Origin of the sequence: Mycobacterium colombiense CECT 3035 (assembly GCF_002105755.1) — a bacterium.
Lineage (GTDB): Bacteria > Actinomycetota > Actinomycetes > Mycobacteriales > Mycobacteriaceae > Mycobacterium > Mycobacterium colombiense.
Genome location: NZ_CP020821.1, coordinates 1,538,450 through 1,559,538, shown reverse-complemented (window position 1 = coordinate 1,559,538; position 21,089 = coordinate 1,538,450). Strand labels below are relative to the sequence as shown.

At 71.1% G+C, this 21,089-nt stretch carries 8 protein-coding genes and 1 pseudogene; 7 read left to right on the top strand and 2 right to left on the bottom strand.

Annotated features, from left to right (window positions below):
* Nucleotides 1–71 precede the first annotated feature (71 nt).
* Nucleotides 72–461, top strand: coding sequence for a PPOX class F420-dependent oxidoreductase (locus B9D87_RS07280; protein ID WP_007770889.1), 390 nt, complete (start codon nucleotides 72–74; stop codon nucleotides 459–461).
* Nucleotides 462–474: 13 nt separating this feature from the next.
* Nucleotides 475–1,338 (top strand): type 1 glutamine amidotransferase domain-containing protein, encoded by an 864-nt coding sequence (locus B9D87_RS07275; protein WP_007770890.1) that lies wholly within the window; start codon nucleotides 475–477, stop codon nucleotides 1,336–1,338.
* A 4-nt stretch (nucleotides 1,339–1,342) separates the two neighbouring features.
* On the opposite strand, the gene B9D87_RS07270 is transcribed toward B9D87_RS07275, so the two are convergent.
* Complete coding sequence (locus B9D87_RS07270) at nucleotides 1,343–2,050, bottom strand: dienelactone hydrolase family protein (RefSeq protein WP_007770891.1); 708 nt, start codon at nucleotides 2,048–2,050, stop codon at nucleotides 1,343–1,345.
* Nucleotides 2,051–2,123: 73 nt separating this feature from the next.
* Here B9D87_RS07270 and B9D87_RS07265 point away from each other — a divergent pair, with 73 nt between their 5' ends.
* From B9D87_RS07265 to lnt, 3 genes and pseudogenes are all read left to right on the top strand, one after another.
* Nucleotides 2,124–2,669: an FxsA family protein gene (locus B9D87_RS07265; RefSeq protein WP_007770892.1), complete on the top strand. Its 546-nt coding sequence runs from the start codon at nucleotides 2,124–2,126 to the stop codon at nucleotides 2,667–2,669.
* A gap of 93 nt (nucleotides 2,670–2,762) precedes the next feature.
* A complete protein-coding gene (locus tag B9D87_RS07260) occupies nucleotides 2,763–4,352 on the top strand; it encodes an amidohydrolase (protein ID WP_007770893.1) in 1,590 nt (529 codons plus the stop codon).
* A 313-nt stretch (nucleotides 4,353–4,665) separates the two neighbouring features.
* Nucleotides 4,666–7,229: pseudogene (gene lnt / locus B9D87_RS07255) on the top strand (apolipoprotein N-acyltransferase).
* Nucleotides 7,230–7,252: 23 nt separating this feature from the next.
* On the opposite strand, the gene B9D87_RS07245 reads toward lnt, so the two are convergent.
* Nucleotides 7,253–7,588, bottom strand: a complete 336-nt coding sequence (locus tag B9D87_RS07245; RefSeq protein ID WP_007770897.1) for an RNA polymerase-binding protein RbpA — start codon at nucleotides 7,586–7,588, stop codon at nucleotides 7,253–7,255.
* 179 nt (nucleotides 7,589–7,767) lie between these two features.
* Between B9D87_RS07245 and B9D87_RS27240 the strand changes: the two genes are divergently transcribed.
* Both B9D87_RS27240 and B9D87_RS07235 read left to right on the top strand, forming a co-directional pair.
* Entirely contained in the window at nucleotides 7,768–8,115 is a 348-nt protein-coding gene (locus B9D87_RS27240) for a hypothetical protein (protein WP_077092254.1), read from the top strand.
* 408 nt (nucleotides 8,116–8,523) lie between these two features.
* Nucleotides 8,524–21,054, top strand: a complete 12,531-nt coding sequence (locus B9D87_RS07235) for a type I polyketide synthase (protein ID WP_007770899.1) — start codon at nucleotides 8,524–8,526, stop codon at nucleotides 21,052–21,054.
* The last annotated feature ends 35 nt before the right edge of the window (nucleotides 21,055–21,089 follow it).

Below are 21,089 nucleotides of genomic sequence, written 5' to 3'. Positions count from 1 at the left end.
AGTTGCCACGACTATCGCAGCCGAGCGCTCAGAATGTCAACGCCCCGACCCCGCAGCGGTACGTTGTTCTGGTGACGCCGACCTTCGCCGACCTTGCCAAGACGCAGTACATCCTGCTGACCACGTTCACCAAGGACGGCAAGCCCAAGCCGACGCCGATCTGGGCCGCCCTGGACAAGCAGGCCGGGGATCGACTCCTGGTCATCACCGGAGAGAACTCCTGGAAGGTCAAGCGAATCCGCAACACCCCGCGGGTCACGCTGGCCACCTGCACCATGAACGGCCGCCCCACCAGCGAGGCGGTCGAGGGGACCGCGGCCATCCTGGACAAGTCGGAAACGGCCGCGGTCTACGACGCGATCGGCAAGCGCTACGGCGTCGTGGGCAAGGTGTTCAACTTCTTCAGCAAGCTGCGCGGCGGCATGGACAACAACGTCGGCCTCGAGCTGAAAGTGGCCTGACCGCCAAGGCTCCGTGGCCACCGTCCTGATCCCGGTCCCGGACCGCGACTTCGACCCGACCGAGGTCGCGGTCAGCTGGAAGGTGTTGACGCGAAGCGGCCACCGGGTGATCTTCGCGACCGAAAGCGGCACGCCCGGCGTCGCCGACGACATCATGGTGACGGGCCGCGGACTGGACCTCTGGTCCGCGCTGCCACTGCTGGGCGCCATTCCGCTGATCGGGCTGCTGCTGCGCGCCAACAGCGACGGCCGCAACTCCTACCGGGACATGGTGCAGTCCAATGAGTTTCGGCATCCGCTCACCTGGGCGGCGGCCAGCCTCGACGGCGTCGATGCGCTGCTGTTGCCGGGTGGGCACCGCGCCCGCGGGATGCGCAGCTACATCGACAGCGACGTCCTGCACCGGCTGGTCGTGGCGGCCTTCGCCCGCGGGCTGGTGGTGGCGGCCATCTGTCACGGGGTGCTGCTCGCGGCGCGCAGCATCGATCCGGGGACCGGCCGTTCGGTCCTGTACGGACGCAAGACCACGGCGTTGACGTGGGCGATGGAGAGGTCGGCCTGGCGCCTCACCCGATTCACCCGGCTTTGGGACCGCGACTACTACCGGACCTATACCGAGGAGCCGGGCCAACCCGCCGGGTACATGTCGGTGCAGTCGGAAGTCACACGCGCGCTTGAAGATCCGAGCGACTTCCGCGACGTCACCCGCGGGTCACCACACTGGCGGCGGAAAACCTCGGGCATGGCGCGCGATACCGCGACCGACTCGCGGCCCGCATTCGTCGTCGATGACGGCGGCTACGTGTCGGCGCGCTGGCCCGGCGACACCCACACCTTCGCAACGGTGCTGGCGCGGAAGCTGAACGCGCCGCGCTGACCGGTTACGTCGCGGCGCCCGCTCGCAGATGCTCGCCGAAGAACGCGAACACCCGCCGCCACGCGTCCTCGGTGGCCTCGTGGTCGTAGCCGAAACCCGCGATGCGAAGCAACGGTTGGCCGGGCAGATCGTTGGCGAAGCTGTGCCCGACGCCCGGATACGTCTTCACATCGGCGGTGATGTTCTTGGCGGCGATGGTCTTGCTCAGCTTCTCGGGCGCGCCCCGGCCCAGCGGGTCACGGCCGCCGAAGCTGGCCACGACCGGGCACGCGCCGTCCAGCGTCTTGTCCAGGTTGCGCGGCAGGGGAGTGCCATAGAACGGGGCGGAGGCGCCGAAACCCTTGGGCGACATGACAAGAGCGAACTGACCGCCCATGCAGAATCCCGCGATGCCGACCTGGCCGGAACATTGCGGCATGGCCGTGAGGTGATCACGTGCGGCCAGGATGTCGTCGAGCGCGCGGCCGCGCTGCGTCTGCAGCTCCTTCATGACGCGCGAGATGCAGCGGATGCGTCCCCCGCGCGAGTACAGGTTCGGGGTGAGCGCCAGGTAACCCGCCGCGGCGATGCGGTCGTTGATCGACTGCTTGTCCCGGCCGTAGCCGATCGCGTCGTGGATCACCACCACCCCCGGCCACGGGCCCTGCCCCGAGGGCGTGCTCAGTAACGCATCGATCGGTCCGTCCGGGGTATCGATCTGAATCGTCGTCATAGCGTCATCTAACTGCAACCACACACGGCAGCACCACGGGAACTCGGGCGTGGTCGGCACACGTTGGTGTGACATGGTCTCGCGGTTGTTGCTGATCTACGCCGTCGTCGAACTCGCGGTGATCTTCGCGCTGGTGTCGACGATCGGCTGGGGCTGGACCCTGCTGGCGCTGGTGGGGACCTTCCTGCTCGGCTGGGGCATCGTGGCCCCGATGGCCGGGTCGCACCTCATCCGGCGGATCGGGCAGCTGCGCTCGGGAGTGACCGACCAACGCGCCGCGAGCGACGGCGCCCTCGTCAGCCTGGTCGCGCTCCTCGTCCTCGTCCCCGGCCTGGTCAGCACGGCGCTCGGGTTGGCGCTGCTGATCCCGCCGGTGCGGTCGCTCGCCGGCCCCGGGTTGACGGCCTTGGCGGTGCGCAAGCTGCAGCGCCAGATGCCGGGACTCAGTTACGCCAGCGCCTTTCGCGCGACGCCGCACCCGGCGTCGTACCCCGGCGGCTTCTATTCGGATGCCGGTTCGGATGCCGGCTATGGGCGCGGCGACTACATCGACGGCGAGGTCATCGACGTCCACGACGTCGAGGCGCCGCCGCGGCCGCCGCGATTCGACGGACGCTGACGCGGCGCGGGGCACCCGCCGACCGTTATCGCCCTCCGACCAGTTGCACGTAGTTTTGGCCTGTGACCGATAGTGACCGTTAGTCCCGCACCGGTGACCCTGCTGGTCAACGGCCGGGTGCACAGCCCGGCCCAGCCCGGCGCGACCGCGATGGCCGTCCGCGACGGCGTGGTGGCATGGCTGGGCGGCGACGAGGTCGGCCGCCGCATGTTTCCCGACGCCGACGTCGAAGATCTCCTGGGCGGGTTCGTGGCGCCGGGGTTCGTGGACAGCCACATCCATCTCACCGCCACCGGCCTGACGTTCAGCGGGCTGGACCTGCGCCCGGCGGCCTCGCGCGCCCAGTGCCTGCGGATGGTCGCAGAGTACGCGGCCGCACACCCCGGCCGGCCGGTGTGGGGCCACGGCTGGGACGAGACCTCGTGGCCGGAGAACGCCCCGCCCGGCATCGCCGACCTGGACGCTGTCCTCGGCGACCGGCCGGCCTACCTGGCCCGCGTGGACGTGCACTCCGCGCTGGCGTCGACGGGCCTGCGCCGGCTGGTGGCTGGGCTCCCGGCGGCGCCGGGTTTCAGCGCTGAGGGGCCGCTGGTCGGCGACGCACACCATCTGGTGCGGGCCACCGCCCGCGGACTGCTGACGGCCGAACAGCTTGCCGAGGCCCGCGCCGCGGCGCTGCGGGCCGCCGCGGCGGCAGGCATCGTCGCGGTGCACGAATGCGCCGGGCCCGAGATCGGCGGCCTCGACGACTGGCTGCAACTGCGGGGCCTCGATCACGGCGTCGAGGTGATCGGCTATTGGGGTGAGCCGGTGAGCAGCCCCGCGCAGGCGCGCGAGCTGATGGCGGCGACCGGAGCCCACGGGCTGGCCGGCGACCTGTTCGTCGACGGGGCCCTGGGGTCGCGCACCGCGTGGCTGCACGAGCCGTACGCGGACGCCCCGGAGTGCACCGGAACCTGCTACCTGGATTCCGGGGCCGTCGAGGCGCACCTGCGGGCGTGCACCCAGGCCGAGGTCACCGCCGGTTTCCACGTCATCGGGGACGCCGCGGTCGCCACGGTGGTGGGTGCTTTCGAGCGCGTCGTCGCCGACCTCGGGCCCGTCGCGGTCGCCCGCTGCGGGCACCGGCTCGAGCACGTCGAGATGGTCAGCGCCGATCAGGCCGCCAAGCTGGGCCAGTGGGGCGTCATCGCGAGCGTGCAGCCCAATTTCGATGCGCTCTGGGGCGGGGCCGACGGCATGTACGCGCGGCGGCTCGGTGCCCAGCGAGGCAGTCGGCTCAACCCCTTTGCGCTGTTAGCATCCCAAGGCGTGCCCCTCGCGCTCGGTTCCGACGCTCCGGTCACGGGCTTCGACCCGTGGGTGAGTGTGCGCGCGGCGGTCAACCACCGCACCCCCGGCAGCGGGGTTTCGGCCCGGGCCGCGTTTGCCGCCGCCACCCGCGGCGGCTGGCGGGCCGCCGGTGTCCGCGACGGCAGGACGGGCACGCTGGTGCCGGGAGCGCCGGCCTCTTACGTCGTCTGGGACGCCGGGGACCTCGAGGTGCACGCCCCGCGCGATACCGTCCAGCGCTGGTCGACCGACCCGCGGTCGCGCGTGCCGGCGCTGCCGCGATTGGGGCGCGACGACGCCCTACCGCGGTGCCGGCGAACGGTGCATCGGGGCGCTGTAATCCATGGCTAGCGACCGGCCCGCGGACCACACCGATGCCGCCGACGAGAACCTGCCGCGGCGGCCCGACACCGACCCCATCGGCGACGAGGCCGAGTCGGACCGCGACGACGACCCCGTCGAGGTTTCTCCCGAACCCGAAGCCCGGGGCGACGAGCGCGACCCCGAACCCGACCGGGACGAGGAGGTCGCGGCACCGGCATCGCCGGAGGCGCGCGCGCCCGGCGACGTGAGCCCGGGTGGTCGGCTGGGGGCGGCGGCGCGCGGCGCGGTAACCGGACTGGTGGCCGCGGTGATCGCGCGGCTGCCCGCCGCCCAGGCCGCGATGCTGCCCCGCCTGTCCCGGCTGAGCTGCGCAGTGCTGGGCGGCTTACTGTTCTGCGCCAGTTTCCCGTCGCTGAACTGGTGGTGGGGTGCGGTGCTGGGCGCCGCATTGCTGGCATGGGTGCTGACCCACGCCGCGACCACGCCCGCGGGCGGCCTGGGTTACGCGTTCCTGTTCGGGCTGGCGTTCTACCTGCCGCTGCTGCCGTGGGTCGGGCTGCTGGTCGGCCCCATCCCGTGGATCGCGCTCGCGACCGTCTGCGCGCTGTTTCCCGCCCTCTTCGGCCTGTGCGCCGTCACCGTGCGGCGGCTGCCCGGCTGGCCCATCTGGTTCGCGCTGATCTGGGCGGCCCAGGAGTGGCTCAAGTCGATCCTGCCGTTCGGTGGCTTCCCCTGGGGTTCGGTGGCGTTCGGTCAGACCCACGGTCCGTTCCTGCCGCTGGTCCAGCTCGGCGGCGTGGCGCTGCTGTCCATGGCGATCATGCTGGTGGGCTTCAGCGCGACGGCCATCGCGCTGGAGATCGTCAAGTGGTGGCACTCCGGCCATCCGGCGCGCCCTGGCGCCGGGGACAGCGGCGCCGCGGACGCCGCGCAGCCCGACCAGGCGCCGCCCGCGGTGGTGCTGCCGGGCGTCTGCATCTGCCTGGTGCTCTTCGCGTCGCTCATCGTCTGGCCGCAGGTGCGCCACGCCGGCACCGGGTCGGGCGGGGAGCCGGCGGTGACCGTCGCGGCCGTGCAGGGCAACGTGCCGCGGCTGGGCTTCGAGTTCAACGAACAGCGGCGCGCGGTGCTGGACAACCACGTCCAGGAAACCCTGCGGCTGGCCGAGGACGTGCGCGCCGGGGCCGCCCCGCAACCGCAGTTCGTGATCTGGCCGGAAGACTCGTCGGACATCGACCCGCTGGTCAACCACGACGCCGCCCTGGAGATCTCGCAGGCCGCGGCGGCGATCGGCGCTCCGATCCTGATCGGCAGCGTGCTCGAGGTGCCCGGACGCTCGCCGCAGGATCCGAACTACACCAACACCATGATCGTCTGGGCTCCGGCCACCGGCCCGGCCGATCGCCACGACAAGGAAATCGTCCAGCCGTTCGGCGAATACCTGCCGATGCCGTGGCTGTTCAAACACCTGTCCGGCTACGCCGGCCGCGCCGGAAGCTTCGTGCCCCGACCGGGCTCCGGGGTGGTGCACATCGCGGGAGTGCCGCTCGGCGTCGCCACCTGCTGGGAAGTGATCTTCGACCGGGTCCCGCGGCAGGCGGTGCTCGGCGGCGCCCAGCTGCTGGCCGTGCCGGCCAACAACGCCACCTTCAACAAGAGGATGAGTGAGCAGCAGCTGGCATTCGCCAAGGTCCGGGCCGTCGAGCACGACCGCTACGTCGTGGTCGCCGGCACCACGGGGATCAGCGCCGTGGTGGCGCCCGACGGCGGCGAGCTGGCCCGCACCGACTTCTTCCAGCCCGCCTATCTGGACATGCAGGTGCGGCTCAAGACCCGGCTGACGCCGGCGACGCGGTGGGGGCCGCTGGTGCAATGGATCATGGTCCTGGCGGCCGGAGCGGTGATTCTGGCCGGGATACGGCACAATGGATGGTTCCCGCGTTCGGTACGTCGGCCGTCCACACGCCAATCGCAAGGGGCCGGTGCAACCCCGGGCAAACCCCCGCCCGACTCTCGGGACCGCACGCCGGCAGACGACGGCGACTGACCACCCTCCGTCCGACCTGGACGGCCGAACTGCATCGATTTCGGGCAACACAGAGGAGCTACATGACCACCGGCCAGCCGGCGCCCCGGGACCCGGGCAATCGCCCCAGCCAGCGCGTCCTGGTGATCATCCCCACCTACAACGAGCTGGAGAACCTGCCGGTGATCCACCGGCGGCTCAAAGAAGCGTGCCCGCATGTGCACCTGCTTGTCGTCGACGACAGCAGCCCCGACGGCACCGGCCGGCTCGCCGAGGAACTGGCGGCGGCCGATGGCGGCCGCACGCACGTCATGCACCGCACCGCCAAGGACGGCCTGGGCGCGGCGTACTTGGCGGGTTTCGCGTGGGGGTTGAGCCGTGACTACTCGGTCCTAGTCGAAATGGACGCCGACGGCAGCCACGCGCCCGAGCAGCTGCACCGCCTGCTGGACGCCGTCGACGCCGGCGCCGACCTGGCCATCGGGTCGCGTTACGTCGAGGGCGGCACCGTGCGCAACTGGCCGTGGCGGCGCTGGGCGCTGTCCTGGACGGCCAACACCTACGCCCGGCTGGCGCTGGGCATCGGCGTGCACGACATCACCGCCGGCTACCGCGCTTACCGCCGCGAAGTGCTCGAAGCGATCGATCTCGACGGCGTCGACTCCAAGGGCTACTGCTTCCAGATCGACCTGACCTGGCGCACGATCTGCAACGGGTTCACCATCGCCGAGGTGCCCATCACCTTCACCGAGCGCGAGCTCGGCGTGTCCAAGATGAGCGGATCCAACATCCGCGAGGCGCTGGTCAAGGTCACCCGCTGGGGTGTCCAGGGGCGGCGGTCGGGAGCCCGGGCCACCAGGGCCGACAACCGCACCTGACCGACGCAGGCCCTACCGCGGGGTCAGCCCCGGCGGCGGGTCTTGATGATCTCGAGGCGCTCTTTGAGCAGCTCTTCGAGTTCCTCGACCGAGCGACGCTCCAGCAGCATGTCCCAGTGCGTCCGCGGCGGCTTCACCTTCTTCGGCTCGGGCAGGTCGCCCTCGATCAGGGTGCCTTCCAGGCCGTTGCGGCACAGCCAGGTGCCGGGGATCTCGGCGTCGTCGGCGAAGGGAACCTCGAACTCCTCGCCGTTCTCGGTCCGGTACTTCGCGAGCTGACGCGGCGCCAGGTCGTGGTTGCGGTCAGTCTCGTAGCTCACGGCCCCGAGGCGACTGCCTCTCAGTACGCGATCAGCCATGGCTGCTACTCCTTCAGGTCTTCTCGGAGCTCTGCGGCTCCCTTACTGCAGTTCAATGCAATCTGTCCAGTTAGCAAACGCTGCGGCGATCTGCGCAGTTCCCGGCCGGGACCGGCATACGCGACGCGACCCTCAATGATACCGGGATCGCCGTGAAAACCCGACTACAGTCGGCAGGCGTGAGCCGCCGCACCCGCCCGCAGCCCTGTCGCTGGTGCGGCCGTGACGTTACCGATGCGGGATTGGGCCGTCGCCGCCAGTACTGCCGGCAGTCGTGCCGGCAGCGCGCGTACGAACAACGGGCCTCGCTGAACCGCAACGGCGCGGTCGTGCCCGAGGACGCGGTGGTGCTGTCGGCCGAGGATGCCGCCGACCTGTCGGATCGCGTCTATCAGGTGCGGTGTGCGGCCGAGGACGTCGCGACGGCCGTCGACGAAGGCGCCGGGGCCACCGAGCTACGCCAGTTGTGCGACGCGCTGATCCAGGCCGCCCGGGCCGCCGACGGCTGGCGCCGGGCGGGTGTGTGACCGCGCCGTCCGGATCGCGGCGGCCAGGGGCCCCGCGCTGCGCCAGGCTTTGCACGACCCGCGTCTGACCACCAGTTATGGTCAGCCGGGTACAGTCGCGCCATGGACGTCGGGCCGTGTCTACAGCGCACCCTTGTGCAACGGGCACCTCGGCCGCCCGGCCTCACATCTTCTGTGCGCGGCGCGGCGCAGCGGTCCATGCCGGTCCTCCCGTAGCACCCGCGAGCAGCGGACGTTTTGAAATCCAGTCGGAGTTGGCCATACTCACCAGCAATATTCTTGGGTCGGAGAGCTGCACGACGCTGGTCGAACGGGAAACGGCGTCGCCTCGTGCAGCAAAGTCCGTCACTCGGCGAAAACCGCATCCGGCGGTGAAAGACGGCCGAACGTCGTTAGGTGAGGTTTGGAATGGTTGATCAACTCCAGCATGCGACCGAAGCGCTGCGCAAAGCGCTGGTCCAGGTTGAGCGCCTGAAGCGCACCAACCGGGCGCTGCTGGAGCGGTCCAACGAGCCGATCGCGATCGTCGGTATGTCGTGCCGCTTCCCGGGTGGCGTCGACAGCCCGGAGGCGCTGTGGCAAATGGTCGCCGACGGCCGCGACGTCATCTCGGAGTTTCCCGCCGACCGCGGCTGGGACGTCGCGAGCCTGTATGACCCCGACCCCGACGCGCGGCACAAGTGTTACGTGAACACCGGCGGGTTCGTCGACGGCGTCGCGGACTTCGATCCGGCCTTCTTCGGCATCGCGCCCAGCGAGGCGCTCGCGATGGACCCCCAGCATCGAATGCTGCTCGAGCTGTCCTGGGAAGCGTTGGAGCGGGCCGGAATTGACCCCAGCGGGTTGCGCGGCAGCGCCACCGGCGTGTTCGCCGGGCTGATCGTTCAGGGCTACGGCATGCTCGCCGAGGAGATCGAGGGCTACCGGCTGACCGGAATGACCTCCAGCGTGGCGTCGGGGCGGGTGTCCTACGTGCTGGGCCTGGAGGGCCCGGCGGTCTCCGTGGACACGGCGTGCTCGTCGTCGCTGGTCGCGTTGCACATGGCCGTGCAGTCGTTGCGCTCGGGGGAGTGCGACCTGGCCCTGGCCGGCGGCGCGACCGTGAACGCGACGCCGACGGTCTTCGTGGAGTTCAGCCGGCACCGCGGGTTGGCGCCGGACGGACGATGCAAGGCCTACGCGGGTGCGGCCGACGGCGTCGGCTGGTCCGAGGGCGGCGCCATGCTGGTCGTGGAACGCCTGTCGGATGCGCAGCGGCTGGGGCACCCGGTGCTGGCCGTGGTCCGCGGTTCGGCGGTCAATCAGGACGGCGCGTCCAACGGGCTGACCGCGCCCAACGGCCCCTCGCAGCAGCGGGTGGTGCGTGCGGCGCTGGCCAACGCCGGGTTGTCCGTGGCCGACGTCGACGTCGTCGAGGGTCACGGCACCGGAACCACCCTGGGTGACCCGATCGAGGCGCAGGCGCTGCTGGCCACCTACGGGCAGGACCGCAGCGAGCCGCTGTGGCTGGGCTCGATCAAGTCGAACATGGGCCACACACAGGCCGCCGCCGGCGTGGCCGGCGTCATCAAGATGGTGCAGGCGATGCGTCACGAGACGCTGCCCGCGACGCTGCACGTGGACGCGCCGAGTCCGCACGTGGACTGGTCGGCGGGTGCGGTGTCGCTGCTGACCGAGGCGCGACCCTGGAACGTCGAGCGGCCGCGCCGGGCGGGCGTGTCGTCGTTCGGCATCAGCGGCACCAACGCGCACGTCATCGTCGAGGCGGCGCCGGCGCAGCCGGAACGGGAGGCCGGACCGGCGCGGCCGGTGGTGCCGTGGGCCGTGTCGGCGAAATCGCCGTCGGCGCTGGCGGCACAGGCGGCGCGGTTGGCCGAATACGTTCGCGCGCACCGTGATCTGGACGTGGCCGACATCGGGTGGTCGCTGGCGGGCCGCGCGGCGTTCGAGCACCGCGCGGTCGTCATCGGCGCTGACCGCGACCGGCTGCTGGCCGGGCTCGATGAACTGGCCAACGATGACCCCACCGGATCGGTCATCCGGGGCGTCGCGACGCCTTCGGGCAAGACCGTGTTCGTCTTTCCCGGCCAGGGCTCCCAATGGGCGGGCATGGCGGTTGAATTGCTGGATGCCGCACCGGTATTCGCCCAGCAGATCCGGGAATGCGAGGAGGCCTTCGCGGAATTCGTGGACTGGTCGCTCACCGGTGTGCTGCGCGGCGCCCCCGACGCTCCGGGGCTGGACCGCGTCGACGTCGTGCAGCCGGTGCTCTTCGCGGTGATGGTGTCGCTGGCCGAGCTGTGGAAGTCGGTCGGGGTGAATCCGGATGCGGTGATCGGGCATTCGCAGGGCGAGATCGCCGCCGCCTACGTCGCCGGGGCGCTGTCGCTGCGGGACGCGGCCCGGGTGGTCACGTTGCGCAGCAAGTTGCTGACGGCGCTGGCCGGCCCCGGCGGGATGCTGTCCATCGCGTGCAGCACCGAGCGGGCCCGGGAGTTGTTGGCGCCCTACGGGAATCGAGTCAGCATCGCGGCCGTCAACGGCCGGTCTGCCGTCGTGGTGTCGGGCGAGGGGGCCGCCCTCGACGAGCTGGTCGGCTTCTGCGCCGACCTTGAGCTGCGGACCCGGCGGATCGATGTGGACTACGCCTCACACTCGGTTGAGGTCGAGGCGATCCGCGCCGACCTCGCGGAGGTGCTGTCCGGCATCGAGCCGCGCTCCTCGCGGATCGCGTTCTTCTCCACGGTGACCGGAAGCCGTTTGGACACGGCCGGATTGGACGCCGACTACTGGTATCGCAACATCCGGCAGACCGTGCAGTTCGACCAGGCGGTGCGCAGCGCCTGCGAGCACGGTTACCGGACGTTCATCGAATCCAGCCCGCATCCGGCACTGATCGCGGGCATCGAGGACACCGCCGATGACCATGTCGGCGGCGGCGCCGATGGTGCCGAAGTCACCGTCATCCCCACCCTGGGCCGCGACGACGGCGGTCTCGACAGGTTTTTGACGTCGGCCGCCGCCGCGTTCGTCGCGGGAGTGAGCGTGCGCTGGCGCGGTGCGCTGGACGGGGCCGCCTTCGTCGAGTTGCCGACGTATGCCTTTGACCGGCGCCGGTTTTGGCTGTCCGGGGAGGGCGTCGCCGCGGACGCCTCGGGACTGGGCCTGGGCACCAGCGAGCACCCGCTGCTGAGCGCGGTCGTCGAGCTGCCCGCCTCGGGCGGCGTGGTGCTGACCGGCCGGCTGTCGCCGAGCCGGCAGGGCTGGCTGTCCGATCACGCCGTGTCCGGCACGGCCGTCTTCCCCGGGTCCGGCTTCGTGGAGCTGGCGATTCGCGCCGGCGACGAGGTCGGTTGCTCGACGGTGGACGAACTGACGTTGCAGGCGCCGTTGATGTTGCCGGCCAAGGACTCCGGCTCGGCGTCGGTCGCCGTGCAGGTCGTCGTCGGCCCCGTCGAAGAATCCGGTCAGCGCGGGGTGTCGATCTTCTCCCGCCCCGACGCCGGCTCCGGCTGGGTGTGCAACGCCGAGGGAACGCTGAGCACCGGCTCGGTCGAGCCGGGCGCAGAGCTGTCGGCCTGGCCGCCGGCGGGGGCCGTCAAGGTCGACGCGGCCGACGGGTACGAACAGCTGGCGGCGCGTGGCTACGGCTACGGCCCGGCATTCCAGGGCCTGACCGCGGCGTGGGTGCGCGACGACGAGGTGTTCGCCGAGGTGCGGCTGCCCGACGCGGCCGGCGGCGTCAACGGTTTCGGCGTTCACCCGGCGTTGCTTGACGCGGCCATGCACGCGCTGATCGTCGGCCGCCACATCACCGGTCAGACCGACGAAGTGGTGCTGCCGTTCTCGTGGCAGGGCGTGTCGTTGCATGCCGCGGGCGCGTCGGCGGTGCGTGCGCGCATCGCACCCGCCGGCCCGTCGAGTGTCTCGATCGAGCTCGCCGACGGGCTGGGACTGCCGGTGCTGTCGGTGCGCGCGATGGTCGCGCGCCCGGTCAGCGAGCGGCAGCTGCGCGCGGCGGTGTCGGCGTCGGGGCCGGACCGGCTGTTCGAGCTGGCGTGGTCGCCCGCCGCCACGTCGACCGTGGGCGCCGAGCCGCCCGCACACGAGGTATTCGAATCCGTTGCGGCCGGCGAAGATCCGGTCTCCGGATCGTACGAGCGCACGCATCGGGCCCTGGCGGCGGTGCAGTCGTGGTTGACCGACCGCGACTCCGGGGTGCTGATCGTCGCGACCCGGCACGCGATGGGGCTGGCGGGGGAGGACATCACCGATCTGGCCGGTGCGGCGGTGTGGGGGCTGGTGCGATCGGCGCAGACCGAGCATCCCGGCCGGATCGTGCTGGTGGATTCCGATACGGCCCTTGACGATCACGCGATAGCGACCGTCCTGGCGGTCGGCGAGCCCGCTGTCCTGCTGCGCGACGGCACGGCCTACATCGCGCGGGTGCACGGCAGCCGCGCGGTGGACGGCATCATGACGCCCCCCGCCGACGGACCCTGGCGGCTGGGGATCAGCAGCGCGGGCACGTTCGAAAACCTGCAATTGGAGCCGGTTCCCAACGCCGGCGCCGCGCTGGAGCCCGGCCAGGTTCGGGTCGCCATGCGCGCCATCGCGACCAACTTCCGCGACGTGATGATCACGCTGGGCATGTTCACCCACGAGGCCCTGCTCGGCGGCGAGGGCGCCGGCGTGGTGGTCGAGGTCGGGCCGGGGGTCACCGAGTTCGCGGTCGGCGATTCGGTGTACGGCTTCTTCCCCGACGGCAGCGGCACCCTGGTGCCCGGCGACGTGCGCCTGCTGCAGCACAAGCCCGCCCACTGGTCCTACGCCGAAGCGGCCGGCATCTCGGCGGTGTTCACCACCGCCTACATGGCGTTCATCCACCTGGCCGATGTCAAGCCGGGGCAGCGGGTGCTGGTGCACGCCGCGGCCGGCGGTGTCGGGATGGCCGCGGTGCAGCTGGGCCGGCACCTGGGCCTGGAGGTGTTCGCGACCGCCAGCCGCGGCAAGTGGGACACGTTGCGGGCCATGGGCTTTGACGATGACCACATCGCGGATTCGCGCACCCTGGAATTCGAGGAGAAGTTCCGGGCGGTCACCGGCAGGACCGGTACGGCTGGGATGGATGTGGTGCTCGACTCGCTGGCCGGTGAATTCGTCGACGCCTCACTGCGGCTGGTCGCCCCCGGCGGGGTGTTCCTGGAGATGGGCAAGACCGACATCCGCGACCCGGGCGCGGTCGCCCAGGAGTACCCGGGTGTCCGCTACCGCGCGTTCGACCTGTTCGAGCCCGGCCGCCCCCGGATGCATCAGTGGATGCAGGAGCTCGCCGGGCTGTTCGACGCCGGGGTGCTGGAGCCGTTGCCGGTCACCACGTTTGACGTGCGACGCGCACGGACGGCGCTGCGGTACTTGAGCCAGGCCCGTCACATCGGCAAGGTCGTCATGACCGTGCCGTCCGGGCCCGGCGCCGGACTGTCGGCCGGCACGGTGCTCATCACCGGCGGAACCGGCATGGCGGGTTCGACGCTGGCACGCCACCTGGTGGCACACCACGGTGTCGAGGACCTGGTGCTGCTGAGCCGCCGCGGTCCGGATGCGCCCGGATCCGCCGAGTTGATCGCGGAGCTGGAATCCGCGGGTGCGCGGGCTCGCGTGGTCGCCTGCGACGCGGCCGACCGGGCGGCGCTGGCGCAGGTGATCGACGGCATTTCGGCGCGGCGGCCGCTGTCGGGCGTGATTCACGCGACCGGTGTGCTGGACGACGCGATGGTCACGTCACTGACCCCCGACCGGATCGACGCGGTATTGCGGGCCAAGGTCGACGCGGCCTGGAATCTGCACGAGTTGACCCGAGAGCTGAATCTGTCTGCCTTCGTGATGTTTTCGTCGATGGCCGGCCTGGTCGGCTCGTCGGGCCAGGGTAACTACGCGGCGGCGAACTCGTTCCTGGACGGGTTGGCCGCGCACCGGCGGGCGCACGGCCTGCCGGCGATCTCGCTGGCCTGGGGCCTGTGGGATCAGGCCAGCGCCATGACCGGCGGACTGGACGCCGCCGACCTCGCCCGGTTGGGCCGCGACGGGATCTTGGCGCTGTCCTCGGACGAGGCCATGGACCTCTTCGACACCGCACTGATCGTCGACGAGGCGTTCCTGGCGCCGGCCCGCATCGACCTCGGCGCGCTGCGCGCCCACGCGGTCGCGGTGCCGCCGATGTTCACGGACCTGGTCAACGCCCCGACGCGCCGCCGGGTGGACGACTCGCTGGCCGCCGCGAAGTCGAAATCGGCGCTGGCGCATCGCCTGGACGGGCTGTCCGAAGCCGAGCAGCACGCCGTGCTCCTGGATCTGGTGCGCTCGCACATCGCCACGGTGCTGGGCAACACCACCGCCGAGGCGATCGACCCCGACAAGGCGTTCCAGGAGCTGGGTTTCGACTCGCTGACCGCGGTCGAGATGCGCAACCGCCTCAAAACCGCTACCGGACTGGCGCTTTCACCCACCCTGATCTTCGACTACCCGACGCCCAACGGCCTGGCCGGCTACATCCGCACCCAACTCGCCGGGGTCCCCCAGGAGATCAAGCATGCGCCGGTCGCGCGCGCCACCGGCGACGATCCGATCGTCATCGTCGGCATGGCATGCCGCTACCCGGGCGGGGTGAGTTCCCCGGACGACCTGTGGGACATGCTGACCGAGGGCCGCGACGTGCTCTCCGAGTTCCCGACCGACCGTGGCTGGGACCTGGCCGGTGTGTACAACCCGGATCCCGACGTCCCGGGCACCTGCTACACGCGCACCGGCGGCTTCGTGGACGGTGTCGCGGACTTCGACCCGGCGTTCTTCGGCATCGCCCCCAGCGAGGCGCTGTCCATGGATCCGCAGCAGCGCATGTTCCTCGAGCTGTCGTGGGAAGCGTTGGAGCGGGCCGGAATAGACCCCGGTAAGTTGCGTGGCAGCGCCACCGGAATGTTCGCCGGGGTGTACACGCAGGGCTACGGCATGGGGGCGGCACCGACCGCGGAGGGCTTCCGGCTGACCGGCCAGTCCTCGAGCGTGGCGTCCGGCCGGGTCTCCTATGTGCTGGGGCTGGAGGGCCCCGCGGTGTCGGTGGACACCGCATGCTCGTCGTCGTTGGTGGCATTGCACATGGCCGCGCAGTCGCTGCGCTCGGGCGAGTGCGACCTGGCCCTGGCCGGCGGCGTCACCGTCAACGCCACGCCGGACATCTTCGTCGAATTCAGCCGCATGCGCGGGTTGTCCGAGGACGGCCGGTGCAAGGCCTATGCCGGCGCGGCCGACGGCACCGGATTCTCCGAGGGCGGCGGCATGCTGGTGGTAGAGCGCCTGTCCGATGCCCAACGCCTGGGACATCCGGTGCTGGCCATGGTGCGCGGCTCGGCGATCAACCAAGACGGCGCATCCAACGGGCTGACCGCGCCCAACGGCCCCTCGCAGCAGCGGGTGGTGCGTGCCGCGTTGGCCAACGCCGGATTGACGCCGGCGGAGGTGGATGTCGTCGAAGGACATGGCACCGGAACCACATTGGGTGACCCGATCGAGGCGCAGGCCCTGTTGGCGACCTACGGTCAGGATCGCGGCGAACCGCTGTGGCTGGGTTCGATCAAGTCGAACATGGGTCACACTCAGGCCGCCGCCGGTGTCGCCGGGGTGATCAAGATGGTCCTGGCGATGCGTCACGAGATATTGCCCGCGACACTGCATGTCGACGAGCCCAGCCCCCACGTCGACTGGTCGACCGGTTCGGTGTCGTTGCTGACGCAGGCGCGGGACTGGAAGCCCAAGCCCGACGACCGTCCACGCCGGGCGGGCGTGTCGTCCTTCGGCATCAGCGGCACCAACGCGCACGTCATCATCGAGGCGGTGCCTGCCGGGCAGCCGCGCGTCGTTGACGGTCCGGCGGCGCCGGTCGTGCCGTGGCCGGTCTCGGCGAAATCGCTGTCGGCGTTGACCTCTCAGGCCACGCGGCTGGCGGCCCACCTGCGCGCCCACCCGGACCTGGACATCGCCGATGTGGGGTGGTCGCTGGCGGGCCGGTCGGCCTTCGAGCAGCGGGCCGTCGTCGTCGGCGGCGACCGCGACGGGCTGCTGGCGGGGCTGGAGGAACTCGCCGGCGACAACCTGGGCGGCTCGATCATCCAGGGCACGGCGACCGCCGGCAAGACGGCCTTCGTCTTCCCGGGCCAGGGCTCCCAAACACTGGGCATGGGAAGGGGATTGCACGCCGGCTATCCGGTCTTCGCCGAGGCGTTCGACACGGTGGTGGCCGAACTGGATCAGCACCTGCTTCGCCCGCTGCGCGAGGTGATGTGGGGGGATGACGAAACCCTGTTGAACAGCACCGAGTTCGCCCAACCCGCGCTGTTCGCGGTGGAAGTCGCGTTGTTCCGGTTGCTCGAATCCTGGGGTGTGCGACCCGACTTCGTGATGGGCCACTCGATCGGCGAGCTGGCGGCCGCGCACGTCGCCGGGGTGCTGTCCCTGCAGAACGCCGCGGTGCTGGTGGCGGCGCGGGGCCGGTTCATGCAGGCACTGCCGGAGGGCGGCGCGATGGTCGCGGTGCAGGCCACCGAGGACGAGGTGCGGGCGCTGCTGGTGGGCTCCGACCAGGCAAGTGTGGGCATCGCCGCGGTCAACGGGCCCACCTCGGTGGTGATTTCGGGCGCACACGAAGCGGTGGCCGCGGTGGCCGATCGGCTCCGCGCCGACGGACACCGCGTGCACCGGCTCTCCGTGTCGCACGCCTTCCACTCCCCGTTGATGGACCCGATGATCGACGAATTCGGCACCGTCGCGGCGGGACTGACCGTCGGCAAGCCCGCCATCCCGATCGTGTCCAACGTGACCGGGCAGCTGGCCGGTGACGACTACGCGTCGGTGGCGTACTGGAAGCGGCACGTGCGCGAGGCGGTCCGATTCGCCGACAGCGTGCGCTTCGTGCACTCCGCCGGCGCAAACCGCTTCCTCGAAGTCGGGCCCGGCAGCGGCCTGACGGCGTCGATCGAGGAATCGCTGGCTGCCGATCCGATGGCGGCGTCCGTGACCACCATGTCCGCGCTGCGCAAGGATCGCCCCGAGCCGCTGAGCCTGGTGAACGCCGTCGCGCAGGGATACGTCGCCGGGATGGATGTCGACTGGCGCGGCGCCCTGGGCGAGGGGAATCTGGTCGAGCTGCCCACGTATGCCTTTGACCGGCGGCGCTTTTGGCTGGCCGCCGACGGCGCCCCGGCCGACGCCGCGGGCCTGGGCCTGGCCGCCGGTGAGCACGCGCTGTTGGGTGCGGTGGTGGAACTGCCGGCCTCGGGCGGAGTAGTGCTGACCGGCCGGCTGTCGCCTGGCACGCAGGGCTGGCTGGCCGATCACGCCGTCGGCGGCGTGGTGCTGTTCCCGGGTGCGGGATTTGTCGAATTGGCGATCCGCGCCGGCGACGAGGTGGGCTGCGGAGTGGTCGAGGAGCTGAATCTCGCGGCGCCGCTGGTGTTGCCGGCCGGCGGGTCGGTCGCCGTTCAGGTCGTGGTCGGCGGCCCGGATGATTCGGGTTCCCGTGCCGTGTCGGTGTTTTCGCGGGCCGAAGCGGGTTCGGGCTGGTCGCTGCATGCCGAAGGCGCGCTGCGCGCAGGGTCGGTGCAGCCGAGTGCGGACTTGTCGGCGTGGCCGCCGGTGGGTGCGGTCCCGGTGGATGTGGGCGACGGGTACGAGCAACTGGCCGAGCGTGGTTACGCATACGGGCCCGCCTTCCGCGGCCTGACGTCGATGTGGCGCCGCGGCGACGAAGTCTTCGCCGAGGTGTCACTCCCAACCGATGCCGGGGTTTCGCCGGCCGGGTTCGGTGTCCACCCGGCGATGCTCGACGCGGCGCTGCACGCGGTCATGTTGGCCTCCGACAGCGACGAACTGCCCGAGGGCTCGATGCTGGTGCCGTTCTCCTGGCAGCAGGTGTCGTTGCACGCCGCGGGGGCCGGCGCGGTGCGCGCACGGATCGTGCCGGTCAGCCCCTCCACCGTCTCGATCGAATTGGCCGACGGGCTGGGGCTGCCGGTGCTCTCGGTGGCGTCGATGGTCGCCCGCCCGGTCACCGACAAGCAGCTGCTGGCCGCGGTGTCGAATTCGGGACCGGACCGGCTCTTCGAGGTCATCTGGTCCGCGCAGCCGTCCGCTGCGGTGCAGCCGGTATCGCTGTCCGCTTGGGGGACAGCGGAATTGGACGGCACCGGCGCCGAGCGGTCGGCGGTGCTGTTCGAATCGCAGCCGGTGTCCGGCGACGTGATCACCGAGGTGTACGCGGCGACGCGGGCGGTGCTGCCGGTGTTGCAGTCGTGGTTGTCCCGCGACGACGCCGCAACGCTGGTGGTAGCGACGCGGGGCGCGATGACGCTGCCGGGCGAGGACGTCACCGACCTGGCCGGCGCGGCGGTCTGGGGGCTGGTGCGGTCGGCGCAGACCGAGCACCCCGGCCGCATCGTGCTCGTCGACACGGACGCGCCGCTGGATGCCGACGCGGTCGCGGCGGTCCTGGCGCTCGCCGAGCCGCAGGCGATCCTGCGCAACGGGACGGTCTACACCGCGCGGGTGCTCGGCAGCCGCGCCGTCGGCGGTCTGTTGCTGCCCCCGGACGACGGGCCGTGGCGGCTCGGCATGAGCAGCTACGGCACCATCGAAAACCTGCGGATAGAGCGGATTCCCGACGCCGATGCGCCGTTGGGGCACGGCCAGGTGCGGGTCGCCCTGTCGGCCATCGCCGCCAACTTCCGTGACGTCATGATCGCGTTGGGGCTTTACCCCGACCCCGAGGCGATCATGGGCATCGAGGCGTCCGGTGTGGTGATCGAAACCGCCTCGCCGGACGGGCGTTTCGCGGTCGGTGACCGGGTGATGGGGCTGTTCCCGGACGGCACCGGAACCATCGCCAAGACCGACCAGCGCCTGCTCGTCAAGGTGCCGGCGGGATGGTCACACACCGCCGCCGCGACGGCGTCGGTGGTGTTCGCCACCGCGAACTACGCCCTGGTGGACCTGGCCGGCGCCAAGCCCGGTCAGCGGGTGCTGGTGCACGCCGCGGCCGGCGGGGTTGGGATGGCCGCGGTCCAGCTGGCTCGTCACATCGGCCTTGAAGTGTTCGCGACCGCCAGCCGCGGCAAGTGGGACACGCTGCGGGAGATGGGCTTTGACGACGATCACATCGCCGACTCGCGCAGCCTCGGGTTCGAGGACAAGTTCCGGGCGGTCACGGCTGGCCGCGGGATGGATATCGTCCTCGACTCGCTGTCCGGTGATTTCGTCGACGCCTCGCTGCGTCTGACGGCACCCGGCGGCGTCTTCCTGGAGATGGGCAAGACCGACATCCGCGACCCCGAGGTCGTGGCCCGGGAACATGCCGGCGTGCGCTACCGCGCCTTCGACCTGTTCGAGGCCGGGCCGGATCGGATCGCGCAGATGCTCGACGAGCTGGCCGCCATGTTCGGCGAAGACGTGCTGCGGCCGTTGCCGGTCACCAGGTTCGATGTGCGGCGCGCGCCCGCCGCGCTGCGCTACCTGAGCCAGGCCCGCCACGTCGGCAAGGTCGTGATGACCATGCCCGACGCCTGGACGGCCGGCACGGTGTTGATCACCGGAGCCACCGGCATGGCGGGTTCGGCGGTCGCGCGTCACGTCGTATCCCGGCACGGCGCACGGAATCTGGTGTTGGTCAGCCGCCGCGGCCTGGATGCGCCGGGTGCCGCGGAGCTGGTCGCCGAACTCAGTGCGGCCGGTGCGCACGTGGAGGCGGTGGCGTGCGATGCCGCCGACCGCGAGGCCCTGGCCAAGGTGATCGCCGAAATCCCGATGCAGCATCCGCTGACCGGGGTGATCCATGCCGCCGGTGTCCTGCACGACGCGGTGGTGACGTCGCTGACGCCCGACCGGATCGAATCGGTGTTGCGGTCCAAGGTCGATGCGGCGTGGAACCTGCACGAACTGACCCGCGAGCTGGATGTGTCGGCGTTCGTGATGTTCTCGTCGATCGCCGGGCTCGCGGGCGCGTCGGGTCAGGCCAACTACGCGGCCGGCAACTCGTTCCTGGATGGGCTGGCCGCGCATCGACGCGCGCACGGGCTGCCGGCGATCTCGCTGGGCTGGGGTCTGTGGGATCAGGCCAGCGCCATGACCGGTGGGCTGGGCGCCGCCGACCGCGCCCGGTTCGGCCGGGACGGCATCGTCGCGATGTCCTCGGACCAGGCGTTGGAGCTGATGGACACCGCGCTGATCGTGGACGAGCCGTTCATGCTGCCCGCCCACATCGACCTCGCGGCGTTGCGGGTCAAGTTCGACGGCGGCACGCTGCCGCCGATGTTCGTCGATCTGATCAACGCGCCGACGCGCCGCCAGGTCGACGACTCGCTGGCCGCCGCCAAGTCGAAATCCGCTCTGCTGCAACGCCTCGAAGGGCTTCCCGAGGATGAGCAACAGGCCATCCTGCTGGACCTGGTGCGCGCCAACATCGCCACGGTGCTGGGCAGCGCCAGCCCCGAGGCGATCCACCCGGACCGGGCGTTCCAGGAACTCGGCTTCGATTCGCTGACCGCGGTAGAGATGCGCAACCGGCTCAAAGCCGCCACCGGACTGGCCCTTTCGCCGACGCTCATCTTCGATTACCCGAACTCCGCGGCGCTGGCCGGCTACATGTATCGCGAATTGGTCGGCTCGTCGGATCAGCCAGCGGCCGCGGCCGCGCCGGGCGAAGCCGAGATTCAGCGGGTGGTGGGGTCGATCCCGGTCAAGCGCCTTCGCCAGGCCGGCGTGCTGGAGCTGCTGCTGGCCCTGGCCAACGAATCGTCCGGTGGCAGTGCGCCGTCCGAGCCGACCGCGGAGAAGGACATCGCCGACATGGACCTCGACGACCTGGTCAACGCCGCGCTGCTGGACGACGACGAATAGCAATGAGCCGCGCCGGCGACGATGCAGAGCGCAGC